The organism is Actinomadura sp. WMMB 499, assembly GCF_008824145.1.
Taxonomy (GTDB): Bacteria; Actinomycetota; Actinomycetes; order Streptosporangiales; family Streptosporangiaceae; genus Spirillospora.
This window is the reverse complement of sequence record NZ_CP044407.1, coordinates 694,607-715,886: the sequence shown is the minus strand read 5'-3', so window position 1 is coordinate 715,886 and position 21,280 is coordinate 694,607. Positions and strand designations below refer to the sequence as shown.

Below are 21,280 nucleotides of genomic sequence, written 5' to 3'. Positions count from 1 at the left end.
GCGCAACAGCCGCATCCACAACCCCGGGCGCGGCGGCACGGTCACTCGCCGGGCCGGTCACTCGCCAGGCTCGGGGACGCCGCGCAGGTGCGGCGCCATCATCAGCGGCGTCACGCTGAGCACCCCCGACTCGACGGGAAGGGTGTGCCCGGTGATCCACCGGGCCTGTTCGCTCGCCAGGAACGCCGCCGCCCACGCCACGTCCCAGCCGTCGCCGGGCGTCCCCAGCAGTCCCGCCTCGGCGCGCATCGTGTTCATGAACTCGGCGCGCGGCCCCGGCTGCGACACCGACATCACCATCGGTGTGGTGATGTGGCCGGGCGCGACCGCGTTCACCCGGACGCCCTGGCGGCCGTGCGCGTAGGCCATGTCGACGGTCATCGCGACCAGCCCGCCCTTGGCCGCCGAGTACGCGACCGTGCCGTCGCCCCGCAGCGCCGAGATCGACGCCACGTTGACGATCGACCCGGCCCCCTTCTCCGCCATCACCGGGACCGCGTACTTGCAGGCGAGGAACGCCGTCCGCAGGTTGATGTCGAAGGTCCGGTCCCACGCCTCCTCGGTCGTGTCGACGACCGTCCCGAGCGAGGCCAGGCCGATGTTGTTGACCAGGATGTCGACCGTCCCGAACGCCTCCACGGCCGCCCGCACCATCGCCTCGCAGTCGGCCGCGCGGGTCACGTCGGCGGTGAACACCTCCGCCTTGCCGCCCGCCTCCGCGATCATCGCGCGGGTCTCCTCGGCCCGCTCCGGGTGCAGGTCGACGAGCAGGACGCGCGCGCCCTCCTCGGCGAGGACCGCCGCCGTCGCCTTGCCCGTCCCGATCCCGGGGCCGGGCGTCGAGCCCGCCCCGGTGACGATCGCCACCTTGCCCTCGACCCTGCCGGCGCGCTCCACCATCGCCCGTTCCTCTCCTCGGTTCTCTTCGGACCGGTCACCAGCGGGTCAGCAGCGCCGCGCCCGCCTCGAAACCCCCGACGTTCGTCACCGCGGCGACCTCGGCGCCCGGGATCTGCGCGTCCCCCGCCTCGCCGCGCAGCTGGCGGACCGCCTCCGCCGTGTGCCCGAACGCGGCGTGCAGCCGCCCGCCGGACAGCTGGCCGCCCCACGTGTTCAGCGGCAGCTCGCCGCCGGGCCCGATGCGCCCGCCGCCCTCGACGAACGCCCCGGCCTCGCCCGTCCCGCAGAAGCCCATGGCCTCCAGCCACCAGACGACCTCGATCGTGAAGCCGTCGTACAGCTGGGCGACGTCCACGTCGGCGGGGCGCAGGTCGGTCCGCGCCCACATCGCCGCCGCCGCGCCGTGCCCGACCCGGCCCATGTCCTCCCACTGCTCCCACGACGGGCGGCCTTCGACCACCCCCGCCATCGCCTCCACGCGGACCGGCGCGCGCAGGTCGGCCGCCGTCTCCGCCGCCGACACCACGATCGCCGTGGCGCCGTCGACCGGGACGTCGCAGTCGTACAGGCACATCGGCGACGAGATCGTCCGGGCCGCGAGGTAGTCGTCCACGGTCAGCGGCGACCGGTAGACGGCCCGCGGGTTGCGGGCGGCATGGGCGCGCTGCGTCACCGGGATCCAGGCGAGCTGCTCGCGGGTGACGCCGTACTCGTGCATATAGCGGGTGGCGTACGGGGCCACCTGGCAGACGGGGGAGAGCATCCCGACGGGCAGCAGCCACGCGAGCGGCCCCTCCGCGACCGGTTTCGTCGACCCGTAGGCGGGACGGCCCCCGGCGGCGCGTGCGGCGCTGCCCTCCTTGACCGTCCGCCAGATGACGGCGTGCCGCGCCTGGCCGGTGGCGACCGCCTGCGCCGGCCCGTGGAACGGCAGGGCCATCCCCTCGACCTGCCCCTGCCGCCACGTGGTCGCGACGCCCAGCGCGTCCTGCACCTCGTAGAGGTTCCCGTTCGCGTAGCCGGGCAGGTTCGCCGCCCCGCCGCCCGGGAACATCGCCAGGCCGTCGATGTCGTCGAGGGTCAGCCCCGCGTCCGCGACGGCCGCCAGCACGGCGTCGATCGTCAGCTGGAGGCCCGACCGCTCGACCCGGCGGCCGATGGCCGACTGCCCGACCCCCGAGATGACGGCCCGCGCCTCGAACCGGTCCCGGGGGCTCACGCCTTCCCCTCGCCGGTCGCGACGAAGCTGGGGATGGCGAAACCGCCCGGTCCCGGCTCGAACCCGACCTCGACCGCCATGCCGATCGTCACGTCCCCGGGCGCGCAGCCCCGGATCCGCCCGGCCACCCGCACGCCGGGACGGCCGGGGAACTCGACGAGGACGACGGCGTAGGGCACCGGGAGGTCCGGCAGCCAGCGCTGGTGGTTGACGGTGAAGCTGTACACCCGGCCGCGGCCGGTGACCTCGGCGAACCCGGTGTCCCGCGACCGGCAGGACCGGCACATGCCCCGCGGGGGGAACGACTCCGCGCCGCAGGACGCGCAGCGCTCGACCAGCAGGCGGCCCTCCGCGGCCGCCGCCCAGAACGCCTCGGTCTCCTCGGTCACGGCGGGCGGGATTCCGGTCGTCGCGTCCATCGGCTCCTCGTCGCGTCGGGGGCTCGCGTAAGAGAGTGTCCGCTCACTATAGCCCTAGGCTAGAAAGTGAGCCTTTGCTATCTTCTGCCGTGTGTCGGCGTCGACCGACGTCGGAGCCTTGCGCGAAGGAGTCGCGGTGTCGGGCGATCGGATCAGCTTCGGGGCGGCGGCGATACCGGAACCGGAACCGAGATGGCTGGCGGCGGCCGAGCGGCTGCCGATCGCGTCGGTCTGGCAGGGCGGCCACGTCCTCCCGCCGAGCGCGACCGGGGAGGCGATCACCCGGCTGGCGCTGATGACCGCGTGGACCGAGCGGGTGCGGGTCGGCGCCGCCGTCCTGCAGCTCCCGCTCTACCACCCGGTGATCGCCGCCAAGCAGCTCGCCGACCTGGACGCTCGGTCCGGCGGCCGGCTCGCGGTCGGGGTCGGCGTCGGCGGCGAGTTCCCCGCGGAGTTCGAGGCGCTCGGCGTCCCGCTCGCGGAGCGCGGCCCCCGGACCGACGAGGCGATGCAGGTCCTCCGGACGCTCTGGAAGGGCGGGCCGGTCCGGCACCACGGCAGGTTCTTCCGGTTCGGCGACGCCGAGCTGCGGCCCGTGCGGCCGCCGGACGAGCGCACCGGGATGCGGCCGGGCGGCCCGCCGCTGCTGGTGTCCGGCCGCAAGCGCCCGGCCATGCGCCGCGCGGCCCGTCTCGGCGACGGCTGGCTGCCGTACCTGCTGTCGCCCGACGGGTACGCCCGCTCGGTCGCCGCCGTCCGGGACGAGGCCGCGGCGGCGGGACGCGACCTGACCGGATTCGAGTGGATGCTCTACCTCTACTGCTCCGTCCGCCGGGACGGCGACCGCGCCCGCGACGACGTCGCGTCGTTCCTCGGCGGCGCCTACGGCGGCAAGCCCGGCGCGATGCTCGACCGCATCGCGCCCGCCGGGACACCGGACGAGGTCGCGGCCCGGTTCCAGCAGTACGTGGACGCAGGCGTCCGGCACTTCGTCATCGCCCCGGCCGCGCACGCCGACACCCTCGACGTCGTCCGGCTGGCCGCCGAGGAGGTCCTGCCCCGGCTGACCGTTCCGGCCCCCACCGCCGCCGGGACGCCGCGGTGAGCGCGCGGCCGCTCGCGGGACTGACCGTCGTCGAGGTCGCCGCGGGCACCGGCGACCTCGGGCTCGGCGCGGCCGGCGGCGTCCCCGGCATGCTCCTCGCCGACCTCGGCGCCCGCGTCGTCCGCGTGACGGCGACGTCCGCGCCGCCCATCGACGCGGACGTCCCGTGGGGCCGGGCCTGGCACCGCGACAAGACCATCGTCGCCACCGACGACCCGGGCGAGGTGTTCGCGCTGCTCCGCGACGCGGACGCCGCGCTCGTGTACGGGCCCGAGGCGCTGGTCGAGGGCCGCGGCCTCGGCTACCGCGACCTGCGCGAGGCGAACCCCCGGCTCGTCCACGCCCGCTGCCGCCCCACCCGGACGGCCGGGGGCGAGGTCGAGGACTACGGCCTGCTGGTGGAGGCGCACGCCGGCTTCTGCACCCAGCTCGAGGGGCACCGCCCCGGCCCGATCTTCGTCGACGCCCGCGCGTCCGGCATCGGTACCGCCTGCCTGCTCACCGTGCAGGTGCTCGCCCTGCTGTGCCGCAGGGCCGGGACGGGCACCGGCGGCTGGGCGGAGACGTCCCTGTACGACGGGATGCTCGCCACCCTCGGCTGCATGATCGGCCGGTCGGAGCGGGCCGCGCCCGAGATCGAGGGCTACTGGCGGAGCGGGTCCACGTTCCCCAACTTCCTGTACCGCTGCGCCGACGGCGAGCTGATCCAGGTGTGGTTCGGCGGCAAGGGGATGTACCGGTCGCTGATCGAGGTCCTCGGCGACGAGCCCAGCGAGGAGGGCTACTACACCGACCAGATGACCGGGAGGCTCGGCGAGCGGGCCGCCCGCTGGGTGTCGTTCTTCGCGACCCGCCCCCGCGCCGAGTGGACCCGCCTCCTCCGGGACGCCGGGGTCGCGTGCGAGCCGGTCCTCGGGCCCGGCGAAGCGCTCGCCGACCCGCACCTGGCCGAGGTCGGGCTGGCCGTCCCGCGCGCCGAGGACGGTCACCGGGACGTCGTCGCCGGGTCGCCGATCAGCGTGTCTCCGCTCGTCCCGGACCGTCCGGCCGGCGCGGACGGGGGAGCGCGGCGGCCGCGCGGCACCGGCGACCCCCTCGCCGGGCTCCGCGTCGTGGACTTCTCGGCCTTCGTCGCCGGGCCGCTCGCCGCCGAGATCCTCGCCGACCTCGGCGCGGACGTCGTCAAGGTCGAGCCCCCCGGCGGGGAGGCGATGCGCGCCGCCGCGTACGCCGTCGCGGCGTGTCAGCGGGGCAAGCGCAGCCTGGCGCTCGACATCGGCGCGCCCGAGGCACGGCCCGTCGTGGATCGGTTGCTGCGCGGCGCGGACGTGGTCCTGCACAACTTCCGCGTCGGCGTCGCGGAGCGGCTCGGCATCGACGCGGCCACCGTCGCCGCCCTCAATCCCGGCGCCGTGCACTGCCACGCCACCGCCTTCGGCGACACCGGCCCCCGCGCGTCCAATCCCGGGAACGACGCGCTGATGCAGGCCGTGACCGGGTTCGAGCGGGCCATCGGCGGCGCCGGCAACGACCCGGTCGCCGCGACCTGGATCCCGATCGACATGTGCGGCGGATGGGTCGCCGCCGCGGGCGTGCTGGCGGGTCTGTTCGCCCGGACGGCGGACGGGCGGGGACGGCGCGTGGTGACGAGCCTGCTCGGCAGCGGGATGCTCGTGCACAGCGGCGTGTTCCGGCGGGACGGCGACCTCGTCCGCGGGCCCGAGGTCGACGCCCGGCAGACCGGCTACGGCCCCGGCCACCGCATCTACGAGGCCGGCGACGGGCGCTGGTTCGCGCTCGTCCTGCCCGACGAGGCGGCCTGGTCGCGGCTGGCCGCCCTGCCGGAGGCCGCGGCGCTGCCGGGCGAGTACGCCCCGCTGCGGGGCGGCGCGGCCGACGCGGCCGCCCGCCGCGCGGAGCGGATCCTCGAGGCCGCGTTCGCGACCGCGCCCGCGGCCGGATGGGTCGCCCGCCTGCGCGACCTGGGGATCCCCGCGGAACCCGTTGAGCCGCTGGACCGGGACGCCTTCCGGCGTGCGATCCTCGACGACCCGGTGAACCGCGACCTCGGCCGCGTCGTCGAGTACCGCACCGCCGAGTGGGGCCGCTTCGAGCAGATCGGCCCGCTGCTGCGGCGCGGCCCCGGGCCCGCCCCGGGACCGCGGCTGATGCTGCCGGGCATCGGCGAGCACAGCGTGGAGGTCCTCACCGAGCTGGGATTCGGGCGCGGCGAGGTGGACGGGCTCCTCGCCGCGAAGGTCGTCCGGCAACTGGACGCCCCCGAGCCGACGCCGATCGACCGTTCGTGACCGCGGAACCGGAGGGACCGGAGGGACCGAGCATGACCAGCGACGACGCCGACGCACGCCCCGCTTCCCCAGCCGCCCGCCACGCCGACGACCCCGGACGCTCCGGCGACGATCCCGGCCGGGGCGGCGGCGGTGGTGCGGCCGGGCGCGGCCCCGGCGGGCCGGCCGGCCCGGGCGCGGGCGGCGGCGCCGCTCGGAACGCGGGCGGGCGAGCCGGAACCGGCGAGGGCGGGGAGGCCGCGGCGCTGGTGATGGAGATGGGCCGCCGGTTCCGGGCCGGGGACCAGCAGGGGGCGCTCGCGCTGCTCCACCCGGACTTCCGCATCCAGCAGCCCGCGTCGCTGCCCCACGGCGGCTGGTACGCCGGCGCCGCGGGCATGGCCGAGATGGGCGCGGCGTTCGCGCGGCACTGGGACCGGACGATCGGCGAACCGCGCGTCCTCGACTGCGGCGGCTCGGCCGTCCAGATCACCGAGCAGACCTGGACGGCCAGGGCGACGGGACGGTCCGCGACGGTCGACGTCGTCGAGCTGTTCGCCGCGGCGGACGGGCTCATCGCCGAGATCCGGGTGTTCCAGCAGGACACGCACGCGCTGCTGGCGACCCTCGGCGACCTTGACAGCCCGGTGCGGCCGGTGGAACATTAGTAACTGGGCACTCACTTAGTTAGTGTCCGGATCATTCGCTGCCGAGCCGTTCGGAGGTGCGCGGCGATGGATTACCGGCTGATCGACGCCGACGGGCACTACTACGAGCCCGACGACTGCTTCTCCCGCCACATCGAGGCGCGCTACAAGGACGAGACGCTGCGCGTCGAGCGCGGACGGGACGGGCTGGGCCGGATCTTCCTGCGCGGCAGGCGCACGTTCATGAGCGTGATGCCCGGCGACTACGCGTCGGCGCCCGGCGCTCTCGAAGGGCTGTTCGCGGGCGGGGTGAACGACGGGTTCACGCACCGGGAAGTGATCAACGCCAGGGACCACCCCGCGTTCATCGAGAAGGCGGCGCGGGTGGCGCTGCTGGACGAGCAGGGCCTGCAGGCGACGCTCGTCCTGCCGACCCTCGGCGTCGCGGTCGAGTACGACATGCGCGACGACGTCGAGCTGACGTACGCGAGCCTGCGCGCCTTCAACCGCTGGCTGGAGGAGGACTGGGGGTACGGCGACGACGGCCGCGTCTTCGGCGTGCCGATGCTGTCGCTGCTCGACATCGACCGGGCGACGGCCGAACTCCGCCGGGTCATCGAGGCCGGTGCCCGCATGGTGCACCTGTGCCCCGGTCCGATCGGCGGCCGCTCGCCCGCGGACCCGGTGTTCGACCCGTTCTGGGCGACCGTCGCGGAAGCCGGCGTCCCGGTGGTGTTCCACGTGTCCAACAGCGGCTACCAGCACTTCTACGGGACGCACTGGTCCGAGTACCCGGGCAACCCGTCGCACCAGCAGTCCCCGCTGCAGTGGGCCCTGTGCAACACCGAGCGTCCGGTCGTGGACACCCTGATCGCGCTGACGCTGCACAACCTCTTCGGGCGCCACCCGGACGTGAAGATCGTCTCGATCGAGAACGGGTCGAGCTGGCTGGGGCCGCTGCTGAAGACCGTCGACAAGGCCGCGGCGCTCGGCCGCCGCGGCCCCATGATCGGCGGCGCGCTGCCCCGGCGGCCCAGCGAGGACCTGACCGCGCACCTGTGGGTCTGCCCGTTCCCCGAGGACGACGTCACCGAGCTGATCGGGGTGCTCGGCGCGGACCACGTCCTGTTCGGCTCGGACTACCCGCACCCGGAGGGGCTCCGCGAGCCGCGCGACTACATCGCGCGCCTGGACGGCTGCGACGCCGAGGTCACCCGCAAGGTGCTCCGCGGCAACGCCGCCGCGCTGCTCGGCCTGCCCGAGCACGAACCCGAGCACGAGTTCGAGCACGGGCCCGCGCCGAGGTGACGCGGGCCGACCGCCGTGGAAAGGGATGACCGTGAAAGTCGCCGTGGCGTACGAGGCCGGCGGCCCGGCCGTGCTCGAGGACCTGCCGGTCCCGGACGTCGGGCCGCGGGACGTCCTGGTCCGGATCGGCGCGAGCGGCATCTGCCACACCGACCTCAACGTCCTCGACGGCCTGTCGGCGCTGCCGCTGCCCATCGCCCTCGGGCACGAGGGCTGCGGGATCGTCGAGGAGGCGGGCGCCGACGTGCGCCGCGTCCGGCCCGGGGACCGCGTCCTCGCGTCCGTCACGCCCGCGTGCGGCGCCTGCCGCCGGTGCCTGGACGGCATGTCGAACCACTGCGCGCTGAATCCGCAGGTCAAGGCCGCGCCCCGGTTCCGGCTCGGGGACGGTCGGCAGGCGGGCGCGGTCTGCGGCTGCGGAACGTTCGCCGAGGCGATGGTCGTGCACGAGGCGTCGGTCGTCCCGGTGGAGACCGACCTGGCCGACGAGCAGCTCGCCCTCCTCGGGTGCGGCGTCACGACCGGGCTGGGGGCCGCGCTGAACACCGCGGGCGTCACGCCGGGGTCCAGCGTCGCGGTGATCGGCTGCGGCGGCGTCGGCCAGTCGGTGATCCAGGGCGCGCGCATCGCGGGCGCCGCGGTCATCATCGCCGTCGACCCGATCGCGGGCCGCCGTGCGGCGGCCGCCCGCGCGGGCGCCACGCACACCGTCGATCCGGCGGAGGGGGACCCGGTCGAGCGGGTGCGGGCGCTGACCGGCGGGGACGGCGCCGACTACGGCTTCGAGGTCGTCGGACGGCCCGAACTCATGGTGCAGGCCTTCGACATGGTGCGCGTGCAGGGCGCGGTGACGCTCGTCGGGATGCCGCCCGTGGGCGCGACCCTCACGCTCCCGGCCGTCCAGGCGGTCTTCTCCGGGAAGCGCCTGGCCGGTTCGGTCGTCGGCGGGGCGCAGATCTTGCGCGACTTCCCCCGGTTCATCCGGCTCGCCGAGGCGGGCCGGCTCGATCTCGGCTCGATGGTCTCCGAGCGCGTCCCGCTCGACCGGATCAACGACGGGATCGCCCTGGTGCGGCGCGCCGAAGGCGTGCGGACGGTCGTCGTGTGACGGCGATCGACGGGCGCGGTGGGCCACCTGCGGGTCATACGTGAGCGTTCGCTTATAGAGTCTCCGTCCCTCCGGACGGAGCGGTTGGGAGAGATGCTCGATGTCGTTCACCTGGTTCATCTCGGTAGATGACCACCTCATCGAACCGGCCCGGCTGTGGCAGGAGCGGCTGCCCGCGCGGCACCGCGAGCGCGGGCCGCGGATCGTCCGGGACGGCGACTCGGAGTTCTGGGTCTACGAGGACCGGCAGATCGTCACCACCGGCCTCAACGCCGTCGCCGGAAAGAAGCGGGAGGAGTTCTCGCCCGAGCCGATCACCTACGAGGAGATGCGGCCCGGCTGCTACGACCCGGCCGCGCGCGTGGCGGACATGGACCAGGGCAACGTCCTGGCGTCCATGCTGTTCCCGTCGTTCCCCCGCTACTGCGGCCAGGTCTTCCACGAGGCCGACGACAAGGAGCTGGCGCTGCTCGGTGTCCGGGCGTGGAACGACTTCATCCTGGAGGAGTTCGCCGAGGCCTACCCGGGCCGGTTCATCCCCATGATGATCATCCCGCTGTGGGATCCGGTGGCCGCCGCCGCGGAGGTCGAGCGGACCGCCGCGCGGGGCGCCAAGTCCATCGCGTTCTCGGAGAACCCGACCAAGCTCGGGCTGCCGTCCGTCCACACCGGTCACTGGGACCCGCTCTTCCGGGCCTGCGACGAGACCGGCCTGGTCGTGTCGATGCACGTGGGCTCGTCCTCGAACCTGATCCGGACGTCGCCGGACATGCCGACGCTCGCGTTCATGGCCTACTCGGCCGCCGCCAACCAGGCGGGCACCCTGCTGGACTGGCTGTTCAGCGGCAACTTCACGAAGTTCCCCGACCTGAAGATCGCCCTGTCGGAGGGGTCGATCGGCTGGATGCCGTACTTCCTCGAGCGCGCCGAGCAGGTCGTCGACAAGCAGCGGTTCTGGGCGTCCCGGTTCGACATCGACATGAACGCCTCGCACGAGCGCGGCGAGGAGAAGGGCGCGGCGTCCTTCGACCTCGACACCGACATCCGCCGCCTGTTCAAGGACCACGTCTTCGGCACGTTCATCGAGGACCACGCCGGCGTCCGGCTGCTGGACGTCATCGGTGAGGACAACGTGATGCTCGAGTGCGACTACCCGCACTCCGACTCCACCTGGCCCGACACGATCCAGCTGGCGAACAAGTGGCTCGGGCACCTGCCCGAGGACGTCCAGCACAAGATCACGGTCGGCAACGCGTGCCGGATCTACGACTTCACCCCGGCGGACCCCGCCACGATCGGCGCGGGCTGACCCCGGAGCCGTCCGGCCGGTCCGGCCCGCGAAGCCGCCGCGATCCCTCGGGGGCGCGGCGGCTTCGCGGACCGGCGTCCGGTATCCGGCTCCGGCCGGCGTCCGGACGGGCCGGGCCCGGTCAGGAGACCGTGATGGCGCGTTCCGGGCAGTTCGCGGCGGCCTCGGCGGCCCGCTTCTCCGCCTCCGCCGGGACCTCCGGCTCCAGCACCCGCCCGTGGCCCTGCTCGTCGAGCGAGAACACCTCCGGGCAGATCTCCCAGCAGCGGGCGTGCCCCTCGCACCGGTCCGGATCCACGGTGACCCTCATCGGCCGCCTCCTTCTTCGTCGGTACGCCGCGTCGGCGGGCGCCGGTACGCGTCTTCGGTCCGGTCAGAACGTGGCCGACAGGGCCCACGGCCCCTCGGGGAAGGGGCGGCCGAGCAGCTCCATGCTGTAGGCGATCCGGCCGGTCGCGGCACCGGCGCCGCACAGCGCGAGGGCCGCCTCCGCCATGGCGTCGGAGTCCTCGACCGGGGCGTTGTCGGGCGTGTGCGGCGAGACGACCGCGACGCCCGGCGTCATCACCAGCCCGGACGTCCCGAGCGAGTTCACCCGCACGCCCGACCCGTCCAGCTCGGCGGCCAGCCCGGTCGTGAGCCGGTCGAGCGCCGCCTTGCACATGCCGTACGCGACGCAGCCGTCGCTCGCCCAGTCCGGATACGGCGGCCCCGCCGGGTGGCGGGCCTGCTTCGAGGTGATGTTCAGCACCCAGCCCCGCTCGCGCTCCACCATGCCGGGGACCGCGAGCTGGCACAGCCGGAACGGCGCGTGCACCATCATCTGCATCATCAGCGCGTACCGGCGGGGACGGACGTCGAGCGCGGGCCCGTAGAAGTTCACGCCCGCGTTGTTCACCAGGGTGTCGAGGGGCCCGAGCGCCGCCTCGGCGCGTTCCACGATCGTCTCGACGTCGTCGGGGACGGTGAGGTCGGCGCGGATCGCCTCGACCCGGCCGCCCCGCGCGCGGATCCGCGCCACGACCTCCTCGAGCGATCCCGGCAGCGCCGACGAGCCCGCGGCGGCCGTCCGCGCGACGAGCGCGACCGCGGCCCCCTCGGCCGCGAACCGTTCGGCGATGTACTGCCCGATGCCGCGGCTCGCGCCGGTGACGAGGGCCGCGCGGCCGTCCATCGATCCCATGAGCACTCCCGGGGTGAGCCGTCGGAGGGACGCGCCGGACCGGCGCCACTCTAGCAAAGTGAACGCACACTCTCCAGAGAGGGAGGTCCGGTGAACCGGGTGACGTCCCGGCGATGTTGGGGCTATGGTAAGTGAATACATGCTCAGTTAGCTGGAGCGTACACCACCGAGCCGGCGTCGCGATGCCCCGGACGCCGTGCGGCGCCGGGCGAAGGGACGGGATCCATGCACGACATCGTGATTCGGCAGGGCCGGGTCGTCGACGGCACGGGCGCGGGGCCGGTGCGGGCCGACGTCGCCATCGACGGCGACCGCGTCACCGAGGTCGGCGTCGTCGAGGACGGGGGACGGCGCGAACTCGACGCCGCCGGGAAACTCGTCACCCCCGGGTTCGTCGACGTCCACACCCATCTCGACGCGCAGCTCTTCTGGGACCCGGCGGCCACCCCCTCGTGCCGGCACGGCGTCACGACCGTGGTGATGGGCAACTGCGGAGTCACCTTCGCGCCCGTCCGCCCCGGTCAGGAGGAGTACCTCGCCGGGATGATGGAGTCCGTCGAGGACATCCCGGCCGACTCGATCATGGACGGGCTCGACTGGGGCTGGGAGACCTACGGCGAGTACCTGCGGGCGCTGGGCCGCCGCGAGATCGGCGTGAACGCGGGCGGCCTGATCGGCCACTCCGCGCTGCGCCACTACGTGATGGGGGAGCGGGGACTGGAGGAGGCCCCGGCCACCGGCGACGACATCGCCGCGATGAAGGCCGTCGTGGCCGAGGCCGTCGACGGCGGCGCGCTGGGCTTCTCGACGTCCCGCACGTTCATGCACCGCGTCCCCGACGGGCGTCCGGTCCCCGGCACCCACGCCACGCCCGAGGAGCTCGGCGCCATCGCCGGGGTGCTCGCCGAGCGCGGCCGCGGCACCTTCCAGGTCGTGCCCCGCATCGGCGAGCGGGACGGCGCCGAACGGCGCAACTCCGTCGCCGAGATGGCCTGGATGGAGCGGGTGAGCCGCACCTCGGGCCGCCCGCTGACCTTCTCGATCATGCAGAGCGACCGCCGTCCCGGGCTCTGGGCGTGGGTGATGGACGAGGTCGCCGCCGCGCGCGGCCGCGGTGCGGACGTCCGTCCGATGACGGCCGTGCGGGGGAGCGCGATCGTCTACGGGCTGTCCGCCCGGACCCCCTACGACGCGCTGCCCGCGTGGGCCGAGCTGATGGCCGCGCCGTTCGCCGCGCGGCTGAAGGCGCTGGCCGACCCGGCGGCGCGGCGGCGGCTGGCCGAGGAGGCCGGGCGCCCCGGCGAGCAGTCCGGGCCGCTCGTGCCCAAGGACCCCGCCAAGATGTACCTCCTGCCCCGGGGCCGGCCGCCTACGACGTGCGGCCGGAGAACAGCCTCGCCGCCGAGGCCGCCCGGCGCGGCACCACGCCCGCCGGCGCGTTCCTCGACTACACGGCCGAGACCGGCGGCCTGGGCCTGCTGTACTACCCGGTGCTCAACCAGGACCTCGGCGCCGTCGCGGAGATGATCGTCAACCCCGACGTCGTCGTGGGCGTCGCCGACGCCGGCGCGCACGTCGCGCTGACCATGGACGCCGGGAACTCGACCTACTTCCTGAAGCACTGGGTGCGCGACGAGGAGCTCCTCGGCATCGGCCGGGCCGTCCGCAAGCTGACGCTGGAGGGCGCCGACCTGTTCGGGATCCCCGGCCGGGGCGTGCTGCGGCCGGGCGCCTTCGCCGACGTGAACGTCCTCGACCTGGACGTCCTCGACCTCGACGCGCCGGAGATGGCGGCCGACCTCCCGCTCGGCGCGAACCGCTTCGTGCAGGCCGCCCGCGGCTACGACTACACCCTGGTCAACGGCGCCGTCATCGTCGACCACGACGAGCCGACCGGGGCGCTGCCCGGCCGGGTCGTCACGCCGGGCTGAGGGCCTCGTCCGCCCACGCGTCCAGGATCGGGGCGAGCAGCGGCCAGCGGACGAACAGGCCCGCGGCCTCGCCGGACGAGCGGGCCGCCTGCCGCTCGCGCCACTCGGCGTCCCCCCACGGGGGCTCGACCAGCCGGGCGCCCGGCAGCACGCGGGCGACCCGCTCGGACGTCTCGCGCCGGTGGTGGATGTCGCTCGCACCGCTGCGGAACACGAGCGCCGGGACGCCCAGGCTCCGGGCGTCCGCGTCCGGCAGGCCGGGGACCGGCTCCCCGTCGCGGGGGCAGTACGCCGCCATCCACCGCTCGAACGTCGCGACGAACTCGCCGGGATCGGCGGCCAGGATCCGCCGCCGGTTGCCCGGGTTCCGCTCGATGACCTCGGCCCACTCGGGCAGTGCGGCGACGGCCTCCATCCCGCCTCCCACGCGGCCCGGATCGACGCGGCGCAGTAATGCGTCCCGATGGACAGCAGGCCGAAGACGCCGCCGCTGATCCACCACAGCGCGACCCCGGCGGCGACGTCGCGGTGCAGCGCGGCGGTCAGCAGCGACACCCGGGACCCGCCCGAGCCCCCGGCGAGCACCGCCGGCGCCATGTCGAGCCTGGTCAGCAGCCCGGCGAGCACCCGAGCCTGCATCACCGATTCGGAGGCGCCGGTGAAGCAGACGTCCGATTCGCCGGTGTTGGGACGGTCCCAGACGAGCACCCGGTTCCCCCGCTCGGCCAGCGCCTCCGCCAGCTCGCGGACGCCCGGCGCGTCCCGGCCCGCGCGCCGCCCGGCGTGACGACCCACGGCCGCCCCTCGCCGATCACGTCGTAGCCGATCGTCAGCCCGTCCACGCTTGTCGTCGCCATGGGCCGAAGTTACTATGAAACCTAATTGTTAGGAAACACTTACTTAGTTAGCTGCCATCGCCGTTTCACGAGAGGACAAGGGACATGACGAGCCGTGAGGCGCTGATCGTCGCGGGCGCCAGGACCGCGATCGGCACCGCGTACAAGGGCTCCCTGGCCGACGTCGACGCGCTCGAACTGGGCACGCGGGCCGTCGCCGAGGCCGTCCGGCGCTCCGGCGTGCCGGCGGACCGGGTGGACGACGTCGTGCTGGGGGAGTCGCTCTACGGCGGCGGGGCCATCGGCCGCTACGCCGCGATCGAGGCCGGGCTCGTGCACGCGCCGGGCATCGCGCACAACCGGCACTGCGCCTCCGGGCTCGCCGCGCTGCAGACCGCCGCGTCCTCCGTCATCGCCGGCATGGACCGCGTCGTCGTCGCGGGCGGCGTCCAGTCGAGCTCCACCGCGCCCAAGACGAACCGGCGGGTGCCCGGCACGGACGACTGGGAGGAGGACTGGCTCGCGCCCAGCCACCCCGAGACCCCCGACGCCCCCATCCGGGACATGACGATCACGGTCGGCTGGAACGCCGCGGTCAAGGCCGGTATCGGCCGCGCCGAGATGGACGCGTGGGCCTACCGCTCGCACATGCGGGCCGTCGCCGGGATCGACGCCGGTGCCTTCGCCGACGAGATCTTCCCGCTCGAGGTGACCCGCCGGGACGGGACGTCGTTCACGTTCGAGGTCGACGAGCACCCGCGGCGGAACTCGACCCCGGAGAAGCTCGCGTCCCTCAAGCCGCTGCACCCCGAGATCGAGGACTTCACCATCACCGCCGGGAACTCGGCCGGGGTGAACGACGGCGCCGCGGCGCTGGTGGTCGCCGACCGCGCCGCCGCGGCCGAGCACGGCCTCGAGCCGCTGGCCGCCGTGCGGGCGTGGGCGTCGGCCGGGGTGCCGCCCGCGGAGACCGGCCTGGCCCCGGCGCCCGCGATCCGCCGGGCGCTCGACCGGGCGGGCCTGCGGGTCGGGGACGTCGCCCTGTGGGAGATCAACGAGGCGTTCGCGTCGGTGCCCATCGCCGCGGTGCGCGAGCTGGGGCTGGACGAGGAGACGGTGAACGTCCTCGGTAGCGGCTGCAGCCTGGGGCATCCCGTCGCGATGACCGGCGCCAGGATGGTGCTCACGCTGGTGCACGAGCTGCGCCGCCGCGGCGGCGGCATCGGGGTCGCGGCGATGTGCGCCGGCGGCGGGATGGGCAGTGCCGTCGTGCTCGAGGTTCCCGCCCCGTCCTGACCGTCGTCCGGTGGCCCGCCCGGCCGCCTCCCGCCCGTCCCCCGGGGGGAGCGGGAGGCCGCCGGGTCAGGTCCGGCGGCGGGTCGGCTCGAGGGCCGGGAAGAACCCCTTGACGGTGCCCTCGCTGATCAGCGAGATCGCGCGGTGGCGGTCGAAGCCGCGGCTGTGGTGGCTCTCCAGCGCCAGGATGAACGCGATGCCCATCACGGCGCGGGCGGAGATGTCCGGGGACTCGAACGGGAAGCCGTACCGGTCCTCGACCTCGCGCCACGCCTCGGCGAGGCGGTCCATCGCCACGGCGAAGTTCTCCCGGTAGAACCGGCGGGCCACCTGCGGGTCGCCGAAGAGCACCAGGCCCAGCAGCGGCAGGACCTCCTCCAGCGTGGAGATGAGCTGCCGGTAGAGGCCGGTCATCGTCTTGAGCTGCAGTTCCGGCGTGAGCGGCTGGTCGCGGTCCACGGTCGCCGTCGCGGCGACGAGGTCGTCCACCGCCTCCTTGAGGGGCTCGACGACGGCCTCGAAGAAGAGCTGCTCCTTGCTCTCGAAGTGGCGGTAGATCACGCCCTCGCTGATGCCGCTGTGCTCGGCGATCACCTTGATGGTCGTGCCGCTCATGTCGCCGGACTCGGTGAAGGCGCGCCGCGCGGCGGCGAGGATCGAGCTCCGGCGCGCCTGGGCGGTGAGCCGGCGCCGCGGGCGCGGGGCCTCCTCGGCGGGCTGCGACGACCCCGCGCTGCTCGACGGGGTTGGCGTACTGGTCACGAACCCGCTCCCCTCCCGGGACGCGTTCCCCCTGTGGTGAGTGTGCACATACTTTCTAGTGTAGAGGCTGCGGCGCGGCGCCGAAGGCAACGCGGCGGAACGCGTCCGCGCATGCGAAAAGCCCCGCCCCCGCTGGGGGACGAGGCTTCTGTGCGCCGGTGTGGTGGGCGATACTGGGATTGAACCAGTGACCTCTACCGTGTCAAGGTAGCGCTCTCCCACTGAGCTAATCGCCCGGCTCCGACACCTCCGGGGAGGCGCGGCATCGAGGTGGAGACGGGATTTGAACCCGTGTACACGGCTTTGCAGGCCGTTGCCTCGCCTCTCGGCCACTCCACCAGAAGAGACCTTCTGGGTTCATAGCCTGAAAGGCCCCTCAGAGCGGAAGACGGGATTTGAACCCGCGACCCTCACCTTGGCAAGGTGATGCTCTACCCCTGAGCCACTTCCGCTTGTCCGCGTCCCGGTCCGTCCGGCCCGTTCGGCGACGGGGAAAACATTAGCGCGTCCGAGCGCGATGCGCGAACCGGTTTACGGCGCGAGCCGCCCGCGAGCCGCCCGCGGGAACGCTGCGGGGCAGGTCGAAGCGTCCTTCGCCTAAGGTGGCGGCATGCCCACCGAGGACGTCGTCGCCGCGGACTTCGCGCCCGTCGCGGCCCTGCTGGCCGACCGGGCGCGGGCCGCGATGCTGACGGCGCTGCTGGACGGACGGCCGCTCGCCGCCGGCGAACTGGCCCGTGCGGCCGGCGTCGGCGCGTCCACCGCGAGCGCGCACCTCGCGCGACTGCTGGACGGCGGTCTCGTCACCGTGCTCAGCCAGGGACGCCACCGGTACTACGCGCTGCGGGACGCCGAGGTCGCGCAGCTCGTCGAGGCGCTGTCGCGGATGAGCCCGCCCGTCCGGGTGCGGAGCCTGCGGCAGTCGGGCGAGGCGCGGCGGCTGCGCCGGGCGCGCACCTGCTACGACCACCTCGCCGGCCAGGCGGGCGTCGCGCTGTGCGCCGCGCTCCTGGACGGCGGCCTGCTGGAGCCCGACACCGACGGCTACGCCGCGACGCGTAAGGGCGCGGAGGCTCTGGACGCCCTCGGCCTGGACGTCGCGGCCCTGCGCCGCTCGCGCCGCCGGTTCGCCTGGCCCTGCCTCGACTGGACCGAGCGGCGCCCCCACCTCAACGGGGCCCTCGCCGCCGCGCTGACCGGCCGGATGATCGACCTCGGCTGGTTCGAGCGTGGCGCCGCGCCCCGCGCGCTGACGGTGACCGGTGCGGGCCTCGCCGGGCTCGCCGGCTCGTTCGGATGCGTCCTGCCGTGACCGGCGGGCAGGCACACCGGTGGGCAGGCGCCCCGTTCGCGCACGCCGGGGGAGTGCTCGCGACCGGGCTCGCGGACGTCACCACCGACCCGGGCGCCCTCGACTCGCGCGGCTGGTGGGCGGTCGTCGTCACCTACGAGGGAAAGGTCACGTGCGCCCGGTTCGACGACGTCCGTCCCGCGGCCCATCCGGCGGGCCACTGGCCGGCGCCGGGGGAGTGGACGTCCTCGCTGGACGAGCCCGCGTACGTCGCGGGCGTCGAAGCGATCCGCGCCGCGATCGCCGACGGCGTCGTCTACCAGGCGAACCTCTGCCGGGTGCTGTCCGCGCCGATCGCGCCGAACGCCGACATCGCCGGGCTCGGCGCGCGGCTCGCCGCGGGCAACCCGGCGCCGCACGCGATGACCCTCCGGCTTCCCGGCCTCGCGGTCGCGAGCGCGTCGCCCGAGCTCTACCTCGCGCGCGACGGCCGCACGGTGACGTCCCGTCCGATCAAGGGCACCGGCCGGACGGCCCGCGACCTGCTGCCCAAGGACCGTGCGGAGAACGTCATGATCGTCGACCTGGTCCGCAACGACCTGGGGCGCGTCGCCGAGGTCGGGTCGGTCCGGGTTCCCGGGCTCTGCGAGGTCGAGGAGCATCCGGGGCTGGTGCACCTGGTGTCGACCGTCGAGGCGCGGCTCGGGTCCGCCGGATGGCCGGAGCTGCTCGCCGCGACGTTTCCTCCCGGTTCGGTCACCGGCGCGCCGAAGTCCAGCGCCCTGACCCTGCTCGAGGAACTCGAACCCGTCCCTCGCGGGCCGTACTGTGGAGCCATCGGGTGGGTGGACGCGGACGCCCGGCGCGGCGCCCTCGCGGTGGGCATCCGAACCTTCTGGGCGGAGGACGGCATGCTCCGCTTCGGCACCGGCGCCGGGATCACGTGGGGGTCCGACCCGCACGGGGAATGGCGCGAAACGGAGCTGAAGGCGGCTCGGCTATTGGAGGTGGCGTCCGGGTGACGGAGCAGGCCAAGATCTGGATGAACGGGGAGCTGGTCGACGCCGGGACGGCGGCCGTGTCGGTGTTCGACCACGGCGTGCTCGTCGGGGACGGGGTGTTCGAGACCGTCAAGGCCCAGCACGGGGAGCCGTTCGCGCTCACCCGGCACCTGCGGCGCCTCGCCCGCTCGGCCGCCCTTCTCGGCCTCCCCGAACCCGACCACGACTCGCTCGCCCAGGGCACCCTGGAGGTGCTCGCCGCCGCGCCCCGGTGGCCGCTCGGCCGCGTCCGCATCACCTACACCAGCGGCCCCGGCCCGCTCGGCTCCGCGCGCGGCGACGCCGGCCCGACCGTCACGATCATCGCGGGCGAGCAGCGGCCGTTCCCGGCGACGGGCGACGTCACGGTCGTCCCGTGGGCCCGCAACGAGCGCGGCGCGCTGACCGGCGTCAAGAGCACCTCCTACGCCGAGAACGCGCTCGCGCTCGCCTACGCCGCGGAGCGGGGGAGCGGCGAGGCGATCTTCGCCAACACCGCCGGGCGGCTGTGCGAGGGCACCGGCAGCAACGTCTTCGTCGTCCGTGGCGGGCGGCTGCTCACGCCGCCGCTGTCGTCCGGGTGCCTGGCCGGCATCACCCGCGAGCTGACGCTCGAATGGTGCGGCGGCGAGGAGGAGGACCTCGCCCTCGACGACCTGTACCGCGCCGACGAGGCGTTCCTGACGTCCACGACGCGCGACGTGCAGCCGATCCGCGCCGTGGACGGCACGGCCCTGCCGTCCGCGCCGGGGCCCATCACGCACAAGGCCATGGAGGCGTTCGCCGCCCGCGCCGCGGAGCTGATGGACCCCTGACGCCTCACCCCTCGACGGCCCTGAGGCCGACCACGCCGACCAGGATCAGCGCCAGGCAGGCCACCCGCGCCGGGGAGGCGCTCTCGCCGAGCGCCACCATCCCCATGACCGCCACGCCCAGCGACCCCAGTCCGACCCAGACGGCGTAGGCGGTGCCGACCGGCAGGTCCCGGAGCGCCAGCGTGAGCACCACCACGCTCAGCAGGCACACCGGGACGCCGATCACCGTCGGCCACAGCCGCGTGAAGCCTTCCGAGTGCTTCAGCGCCGTCGCCCACACCAGCTCCATCGCGGCGGCGGCGACCAGCAGGACCCACGGCATCCGGATCACGCCGCGTATCCGCCGTCGACCACGATCGCGGCCCCGGTCACGTAGTCGCCGCCCGGACCGGCCAGGTGCGCGACCATCGCCGCGACGTCGTCCGGCCGCCCGTACCGGCCGAGCGCGCTGTGCGCCCGCTCGTGCTCGGCGTCCGGCGAGTCGGCCGGATTCATCTCGGTATCGGTCGATCCCGGATGCACCAGGACGGCCGTGATGCCGCGCGGCCCCAGGTCCCGGGCCAGCCCCTTCGTCAGCCCGAGCAGCGCCGACTTGCTCATGGCGTAGAGCGTCCAGCCCGGGTCGGGCACCCGTTCGGCCATCGAACTGCCCACGCTGATGATCCGCCCGCCCGGCCCCAGGTGCCGCGCCGCCGCCTGCGCCGCCAGGTACGCGGCCCGCACGTGGACGGCCAGCACGTGGTCGACGTCCTCGGGACGCACGTCCTCCAGCGGCCCGTACGGGGCGATCCCGGCGTTGTTCACCAGGACGTCGAGCCGCCCCAGCTCCGCGGCCGCGCGGTCGACGGCCCCGGTGGCCGCGGCCGGATCGGCCGCGTCCGCCGGTATCGCCACGGCCCGCCGCCCGAGCGCCCCGATCTCCGCGACCACCCGCCGGGCGCGGTCGTCCGCGCGCCGGTAGGTGATCGCGACGTCCGCGCCCGCTCCCGCCAGCCGCCGGGCGACGGCCGCGCCGATGCCCCGCGCGCCCCCGGTGACCAGTGCCGTCCGTCCGTCCAATGTCATTGCCGTCCCCTAACCGGAAGTTCCTCCGGTTACGCTAAACGGAAAGTTCTCCGCTTGGCAACCGGAATCGGAGAGCGGTCCGATCGTTAGGATCGCTCGGGTGACGGAAGACAGGCGCGTCCTGCCGGTCGTGGGCGGCCCGCGCCCCGAACGGGCCGACGCCGTACGGAACCGCCGCAGGATCCTCGCCGCCGCCCGCCGGGTGATCGCCGCGCGCGGCGTCGAGGGCCTGTCCCTCGACGACGTCGCACGCGAGGCCGGCGTCGGCGTCGGTACCGTCTACCGCCGATTCGGCGGCCGCTCGCGGCTGCTCTACGCGCTGATCGACGAGCGCGAGCGCGAGTTCCAGTCGGCCTTCATGCACGGCCCCGCGCCCCTCGGCCCCGGCGACGGCGACGCCGCGCCCGCCGCGCGCGTCCGGGCGTTCCTGCACGCGCTCGCCGACCGCACCGAGGAGCAGTCCGAACTCCTCCTGACGGCCGAGAGCGACACGCCCTTCGCGCGCTTCCGCGACGCCTACTACGACCTGTACCGGCTGCACCTCACCGGGTTGATCGAGCGGATACGACCGTCCGACGCCGAATACCTCGCCGACGCCCTCCTGGCGCCCCTGGCCGCCAACCTCTTCCGCTACCAGCGGCACGCCCGCGGGATGGACGTCGCGCGCATCAAGGCAGGTCTCGACGACCTCCTCGCCGGGGTGATCCATCCCCAAGAGGGGGTTATGCGGGAAGCCGGTCCGCGTCCACACTGAGAAC

Annotated in this window: 23 protein-coding genes and 3 tRNA genes; 14 read left to right on the top strand and 12 right to left on the bottom strand. The window is 74.6% G+C overall.

Annotated elements, in window-relative coordinates; all coding sequences use genetic code 11:
- Window positions 1-57: 57 nt before the first annotated feature.
- From F7P10_RS03145 to F7P10_RS03135, 3 genes are read right to left on the bottom strand one after another with little or no spacing between them, the layout of a single operon-like run.
- A complete protein-coding gene (locus tag F7P10_RS03145; RefSeq protein ID WP_151007995.1) occupies window positions 58-900 on the bottom strand; it encodes an SDR family NAD(P)-dependent oxidoreductase in 843 nt (280 codons plus the stop codon).
- Between the two features lie 34 nt (window positions 901-934).
- Entirely contained in the window at window positions 935-2,119 is a 1,185-nt protein-coding gene (locus F7P10_RS03140; protein WP_151007994.1) for a thiolase family protein, read from the bottom strand.
- Window positions 2,116-2,538 carry a Zn-ribbon domain-containing OB-fold protein gene (locus F7P10_RS03135; RefSeq protein ID WP_151007993.1) on the bottom strand — a complete coding sequence of 141 codons (423 nt, stop codon included), beginning with the start codon at window positions 2,536-2,538 and terminating at the stop codon, window positions 2,116-2,118. The genes F7P10_RS03140 and F7P10_RS03135 overlap by 4 nt, the downstream gene beginning before the upstream one ends.
- 136 nt (window positions 2,539-2,674) lie before the next feature.
- Here F7P10_RS03135 and F7P10_RS03130 point away from each other — a divergent pair, with 136 nt between their 5' ends.
- From F7P10_RS03130 to F7P10_RS03105, 6 genes are all read left to right on the top strand, one after another.
- On the top strand, window positions 2,675-3,643 hold the full coding sequence (locus F7P10_RS03130) for an LLM class flavin-dependent oxidoreductase (RefSeq protein ID WP_151007992.1): 969 nt from the start codon (window positions 2,675-2,677) through the stop codon (window positions 3,641-3,643).
- A complete protein-coding gene (locus F7P10_RS03125; RefSeq protein ID WP_151007991.1) occupies window positions 3,640-5,952 on the top strand; it encodes a CoA transferase in 2,313 nt (770 codons plus the stop codon). Before F7P10_RS03130 ends, F7P10_RS03125 begins: the two co-directional genes overlap by 4 nt.
- A 32-nt stretch (window positions 5,953-5,984) precedes the next feature.
- Window positions 5,985-6,599, top strand: coding sequence for a nuclear transport factor 2 family protein (locus F7P10_RS43100; protein WP_218040356.1), 615 nt, complete (start codon window positions 5,985-5,987; stop codon window positions 6,597-6,599).
- Between the two features lie 66 nt (window positions 6,600-6,665).
- Window positions 6,666-7,886 (top strand): amidohydrolase family protein, encoded by a 1,221-nt coding sequence (locus F7P10_RS03115; protein ID WP_151007990.1) that lies wholly within the window; start codon window positions 6,666-6,668, stop codon window positions 7,884-7,886.
- Window positions 7,887-7,911: 25 nt separating this feature from the next.
- The gene (locus F7P10_RS03110) at window positions 7,912-8,994 is read left to right on the top strand and encodes a Zn-dependent alcohol dehydrogenase (RefSeq protein ID WP_218040355.1); all 1,083 of its coding nucleotides are present in this window, start codon (window positions 7,912-7,914) and stop codon (window positions 8,992-8,994) included.
- A 100-nt stretch (window positions 8,995-9,094) separates the two neighbouring features.
- A complete protein-coding gene (locus F7P10_RS03105; RefSeq protein WP_151007989.1) occupies window positions 9,095-10,303 on the top strand; it encodes an amidohydrolase family protein in 1,209 nt (402 codons plus the stop codon).
- A gap of 121 nt (window positions 10,304-10,424) precedes the next feature.
- Here F7P10_RS03105 and F7P10_RS03100 read toward each other — a convergent pair whose 3' ends face one another.
- Both F7P10_RS03100 and F7P10_RS03095 read right to left on the bottom strand, forming a co-directional pair.
- Complete coding sequence (locus F7P10_RS03100) at window positions 10,425-10,613, bottom strand: ferredoxin (protein WP_151007988.1); 189 nt, start codon at window positions 10,611-10,613, stop codon at window positions 10,425-10,427.
- Window positions 10,614-10,676: 63 nt separating this feature from the next.
- Window positions 10,677-11,486: an SDR family NAD(P)-dependent oxidoreductase gene (locus tag F7P10_RS03095; RefSeq protein ID WP_151007987.1), complete on the bottom strand. Its 810-nt coding sequence runs from the start codon at window positions 11,484-11,486 to the stop codon at window positions 10,677-10,679.
- Window positions 11,487-11,711: 225 nt separating this feature from the next.
- Here F7P10_RS03095 and F7P10_RS03090 point away from each other — a divergent pair, with 225 nt between their 5' ends.
- Both F7P10_RS03090 and F7P10_RS43095 read left to right on the top strand, forming a co-directional pair.
- Window positions 11,712-13,013: an amidohydrolase family protein gene (locus tag F7P10_RS03090; protein ID WP_218040354.1), complete on the top strand. Its 1,302-nt coding sequence runs from the start codon at window positions 11,712-11,714 to the stop codon at window positions 13,011-13,013.
- Window positions 12,977-13,417, top strand: a complete 441-nt coding sequence (locus tag F7P10_RS43095; protein WP_218040353.1) for an amidohydrolase family protein — start codon at window positions 12,977-12,979, stop codon at window positions 13,415-13,417. Before F7P10_RS03090 ends, F7P10_RS43095 begins: the two co-directional genes overlap by 37 nt.
- Here the strand turns inward: F7P10_RS43095 and F7P10_RS43090 are convergent.
- A complete protein-coding gene (locus tag F7P10_RS43090; protein ID WP_218040352.1) occupies window positions 13,404-13,832 on the bottom strand; it encodes a hypothetical protein in 429 nt (142 codons plus the stop codon). The genes F7P10_RS43095 and F7P10_RS43090 overlap by 14 nt on opposite strands.
- A gap of 48 nt (window positions 13,833-13,880) precedes the next feature.
- Here F7P10_RS43090 and F7P10_RS43085 point away from each other — a divergent pair, with 48 nt between their 5' ends.
- Window positions 13,881-14,204 carry a hypothetical protein gene (locus tag F7P10_RS43085; RefSeq protein ID WP_218040351.1) on the top strand — a complete coding sequence of 108 codons (324 nt, stop codon included), beginning with the start codon at window positions 13,881-13,883 and terminating at the stop codon, window positions 14,202-14,204.
- A gap of 154 nt (window positions 14,205-14,358) precedes the next feature.
- Window positions 14,359-15,549, top strand: a complete 1,191-nt coding sequence (locus F7P10_RS03080) for a thiolase family protein (RefSeq protein ID WP_151007986.1) — start codon at window positions 14,359-14,361, stop codon at window positions 15,547-15,549.
- 66 nt (window positions 15,550-15,615) lie between these two features.
- Here the strand turns inward: F7P10_RS03080 and F7P10_RS03075 are convergent, their stop codons facing one another.
- The 4 genes from F7P10_RS03075 to F7P10_RS03060 form a co-directional block, all read right to left on the bottom strand.
- Window positions 15,616-16,311 carry a TetR/AcrR family transcriptional regulator gene (locus F7P10_RS03075; RefSeq protein ID WP_151007985.1) on the bottom strand — a complete coding sequence of 232 codons (696 nt, stop codon included), beginning with the start codon at window positions 16,309-16,311 and terminating at the stop codon, window positions 15,616-15,618.
- Between the two features lie 161 nt (window positions 16,312-16,472).
- Window positions 16,473-16,547, bottom strand: a tRNA-Val gene (locus tag F7P10_RS03070).
- Between the two features lie 32 nt (window positions 16,548-16,579).
- Window positions 16,580-16,650 (bottom strand) — tRNA-Cys (locus tag F7P10_RS03065).
- A gap of 41 nt (window positions 16,651-16,691) precedes the next feature.
- Window positions 16,692-16,763 (bottom strand) — tRNA-Gly (locus F7P10_RS03060).
- Between the two features lie 158 nt (window positions 16,764-16,921).
- Here F7P10_RS03060 and F7P10_RS03055 point away from each other — a divergent pair.
- The 3 genes from F7P10_RS03055 to F7P10_RS03045 are packed head-to-tail and all read left to right on the top strand — an operon-like array spanning window position 16,922 to window position 19,457.
- A complete protein-coding gene (locus tag F7P10_RS03055; RefSeq protein ID WP_151007984.1) occupies window positions 16,922-17,623 on the top strand; it encodes a helix-turn-helix domain-containing protein in 702 nt (233 codons plus the stop codon).
- On the top strand, window positions 17,608-18,624 hold the full coding sequence (locus F7P10_RS03050; protein ID WP_151007983.1) for a chorismate-binding protein: 1,017 nt from the start codon (window positions 17,608-17,610) through the stop codon (window positions 18,622-18,624). Before F7P10_RS03055 ends, F7P10_RS03050 begins: the two co-directional genes overlap by 16 nt.
- Before the next feature lie 20 nt (window positions 18,625-18,644).
- Complete coding sequence (locus tag F7P10_RS03045; protein ID WP_218040611.1) at window positions 18,645-19,457, top strand: aminotransferase class IV; 813 nt, start codon at window positions 18,645-18,647, stop codon at window positions 19,455-19,457.
- A gap of 4 nt (window positions 19,458-19,461) precedes the next feature.
- Here F7P10_RS03045 and F7P10_RS03040 read toward each other — a convergent pair whose 3' ends face one another.
- Both F7P10_RS03040 and F7P10_RS03035 read right to left on the bottom strand, forming a co-directional pair.
- Window positions 19,462-19,779, bottom strand: coding sequence for a multidrug efflux SMR transporter (locus tag F7P10_RS03040; RefSeq protein WP_151017784.1), 318 nt, complete (start codon window positions 19,777-19,779; stop codon window positions 19,462-19,464).
- A gap of 5 nt (window positions 19,780-19,784) precedes the next feature.
- Entirely contained in the window at window positions 19,785-20,522 is a 738-nt protein-coding gene (locus F7P10_RS03035) for an SDR family NAD(P)-dependent oxidoreductase (RefSeq protein ID WP_151007981.1), read from the bottom strand.
- 100 nt (window positions 20,523-20,622) lie between these two features.
- On the opposite strand from F7P10_RS03035, the gene F7P10_RS03030 reads away from it, so the two are divergent.
- The gene (locus tag F7P10_RS03030; RefSeq protein ID WP_176611279.1) at window positions 20,623-21,276 is read left to right on the top strand and encodes a TetR/AcrR family transcriptional regulator; all 654 of its coding nucleotides are present in this window, start codon (window positions 20,623-20,625) and stop codon (window positions 21,274-21,276) included.
- Window positions 21,277-21,280: the final 4 nt, after the last annotated feature.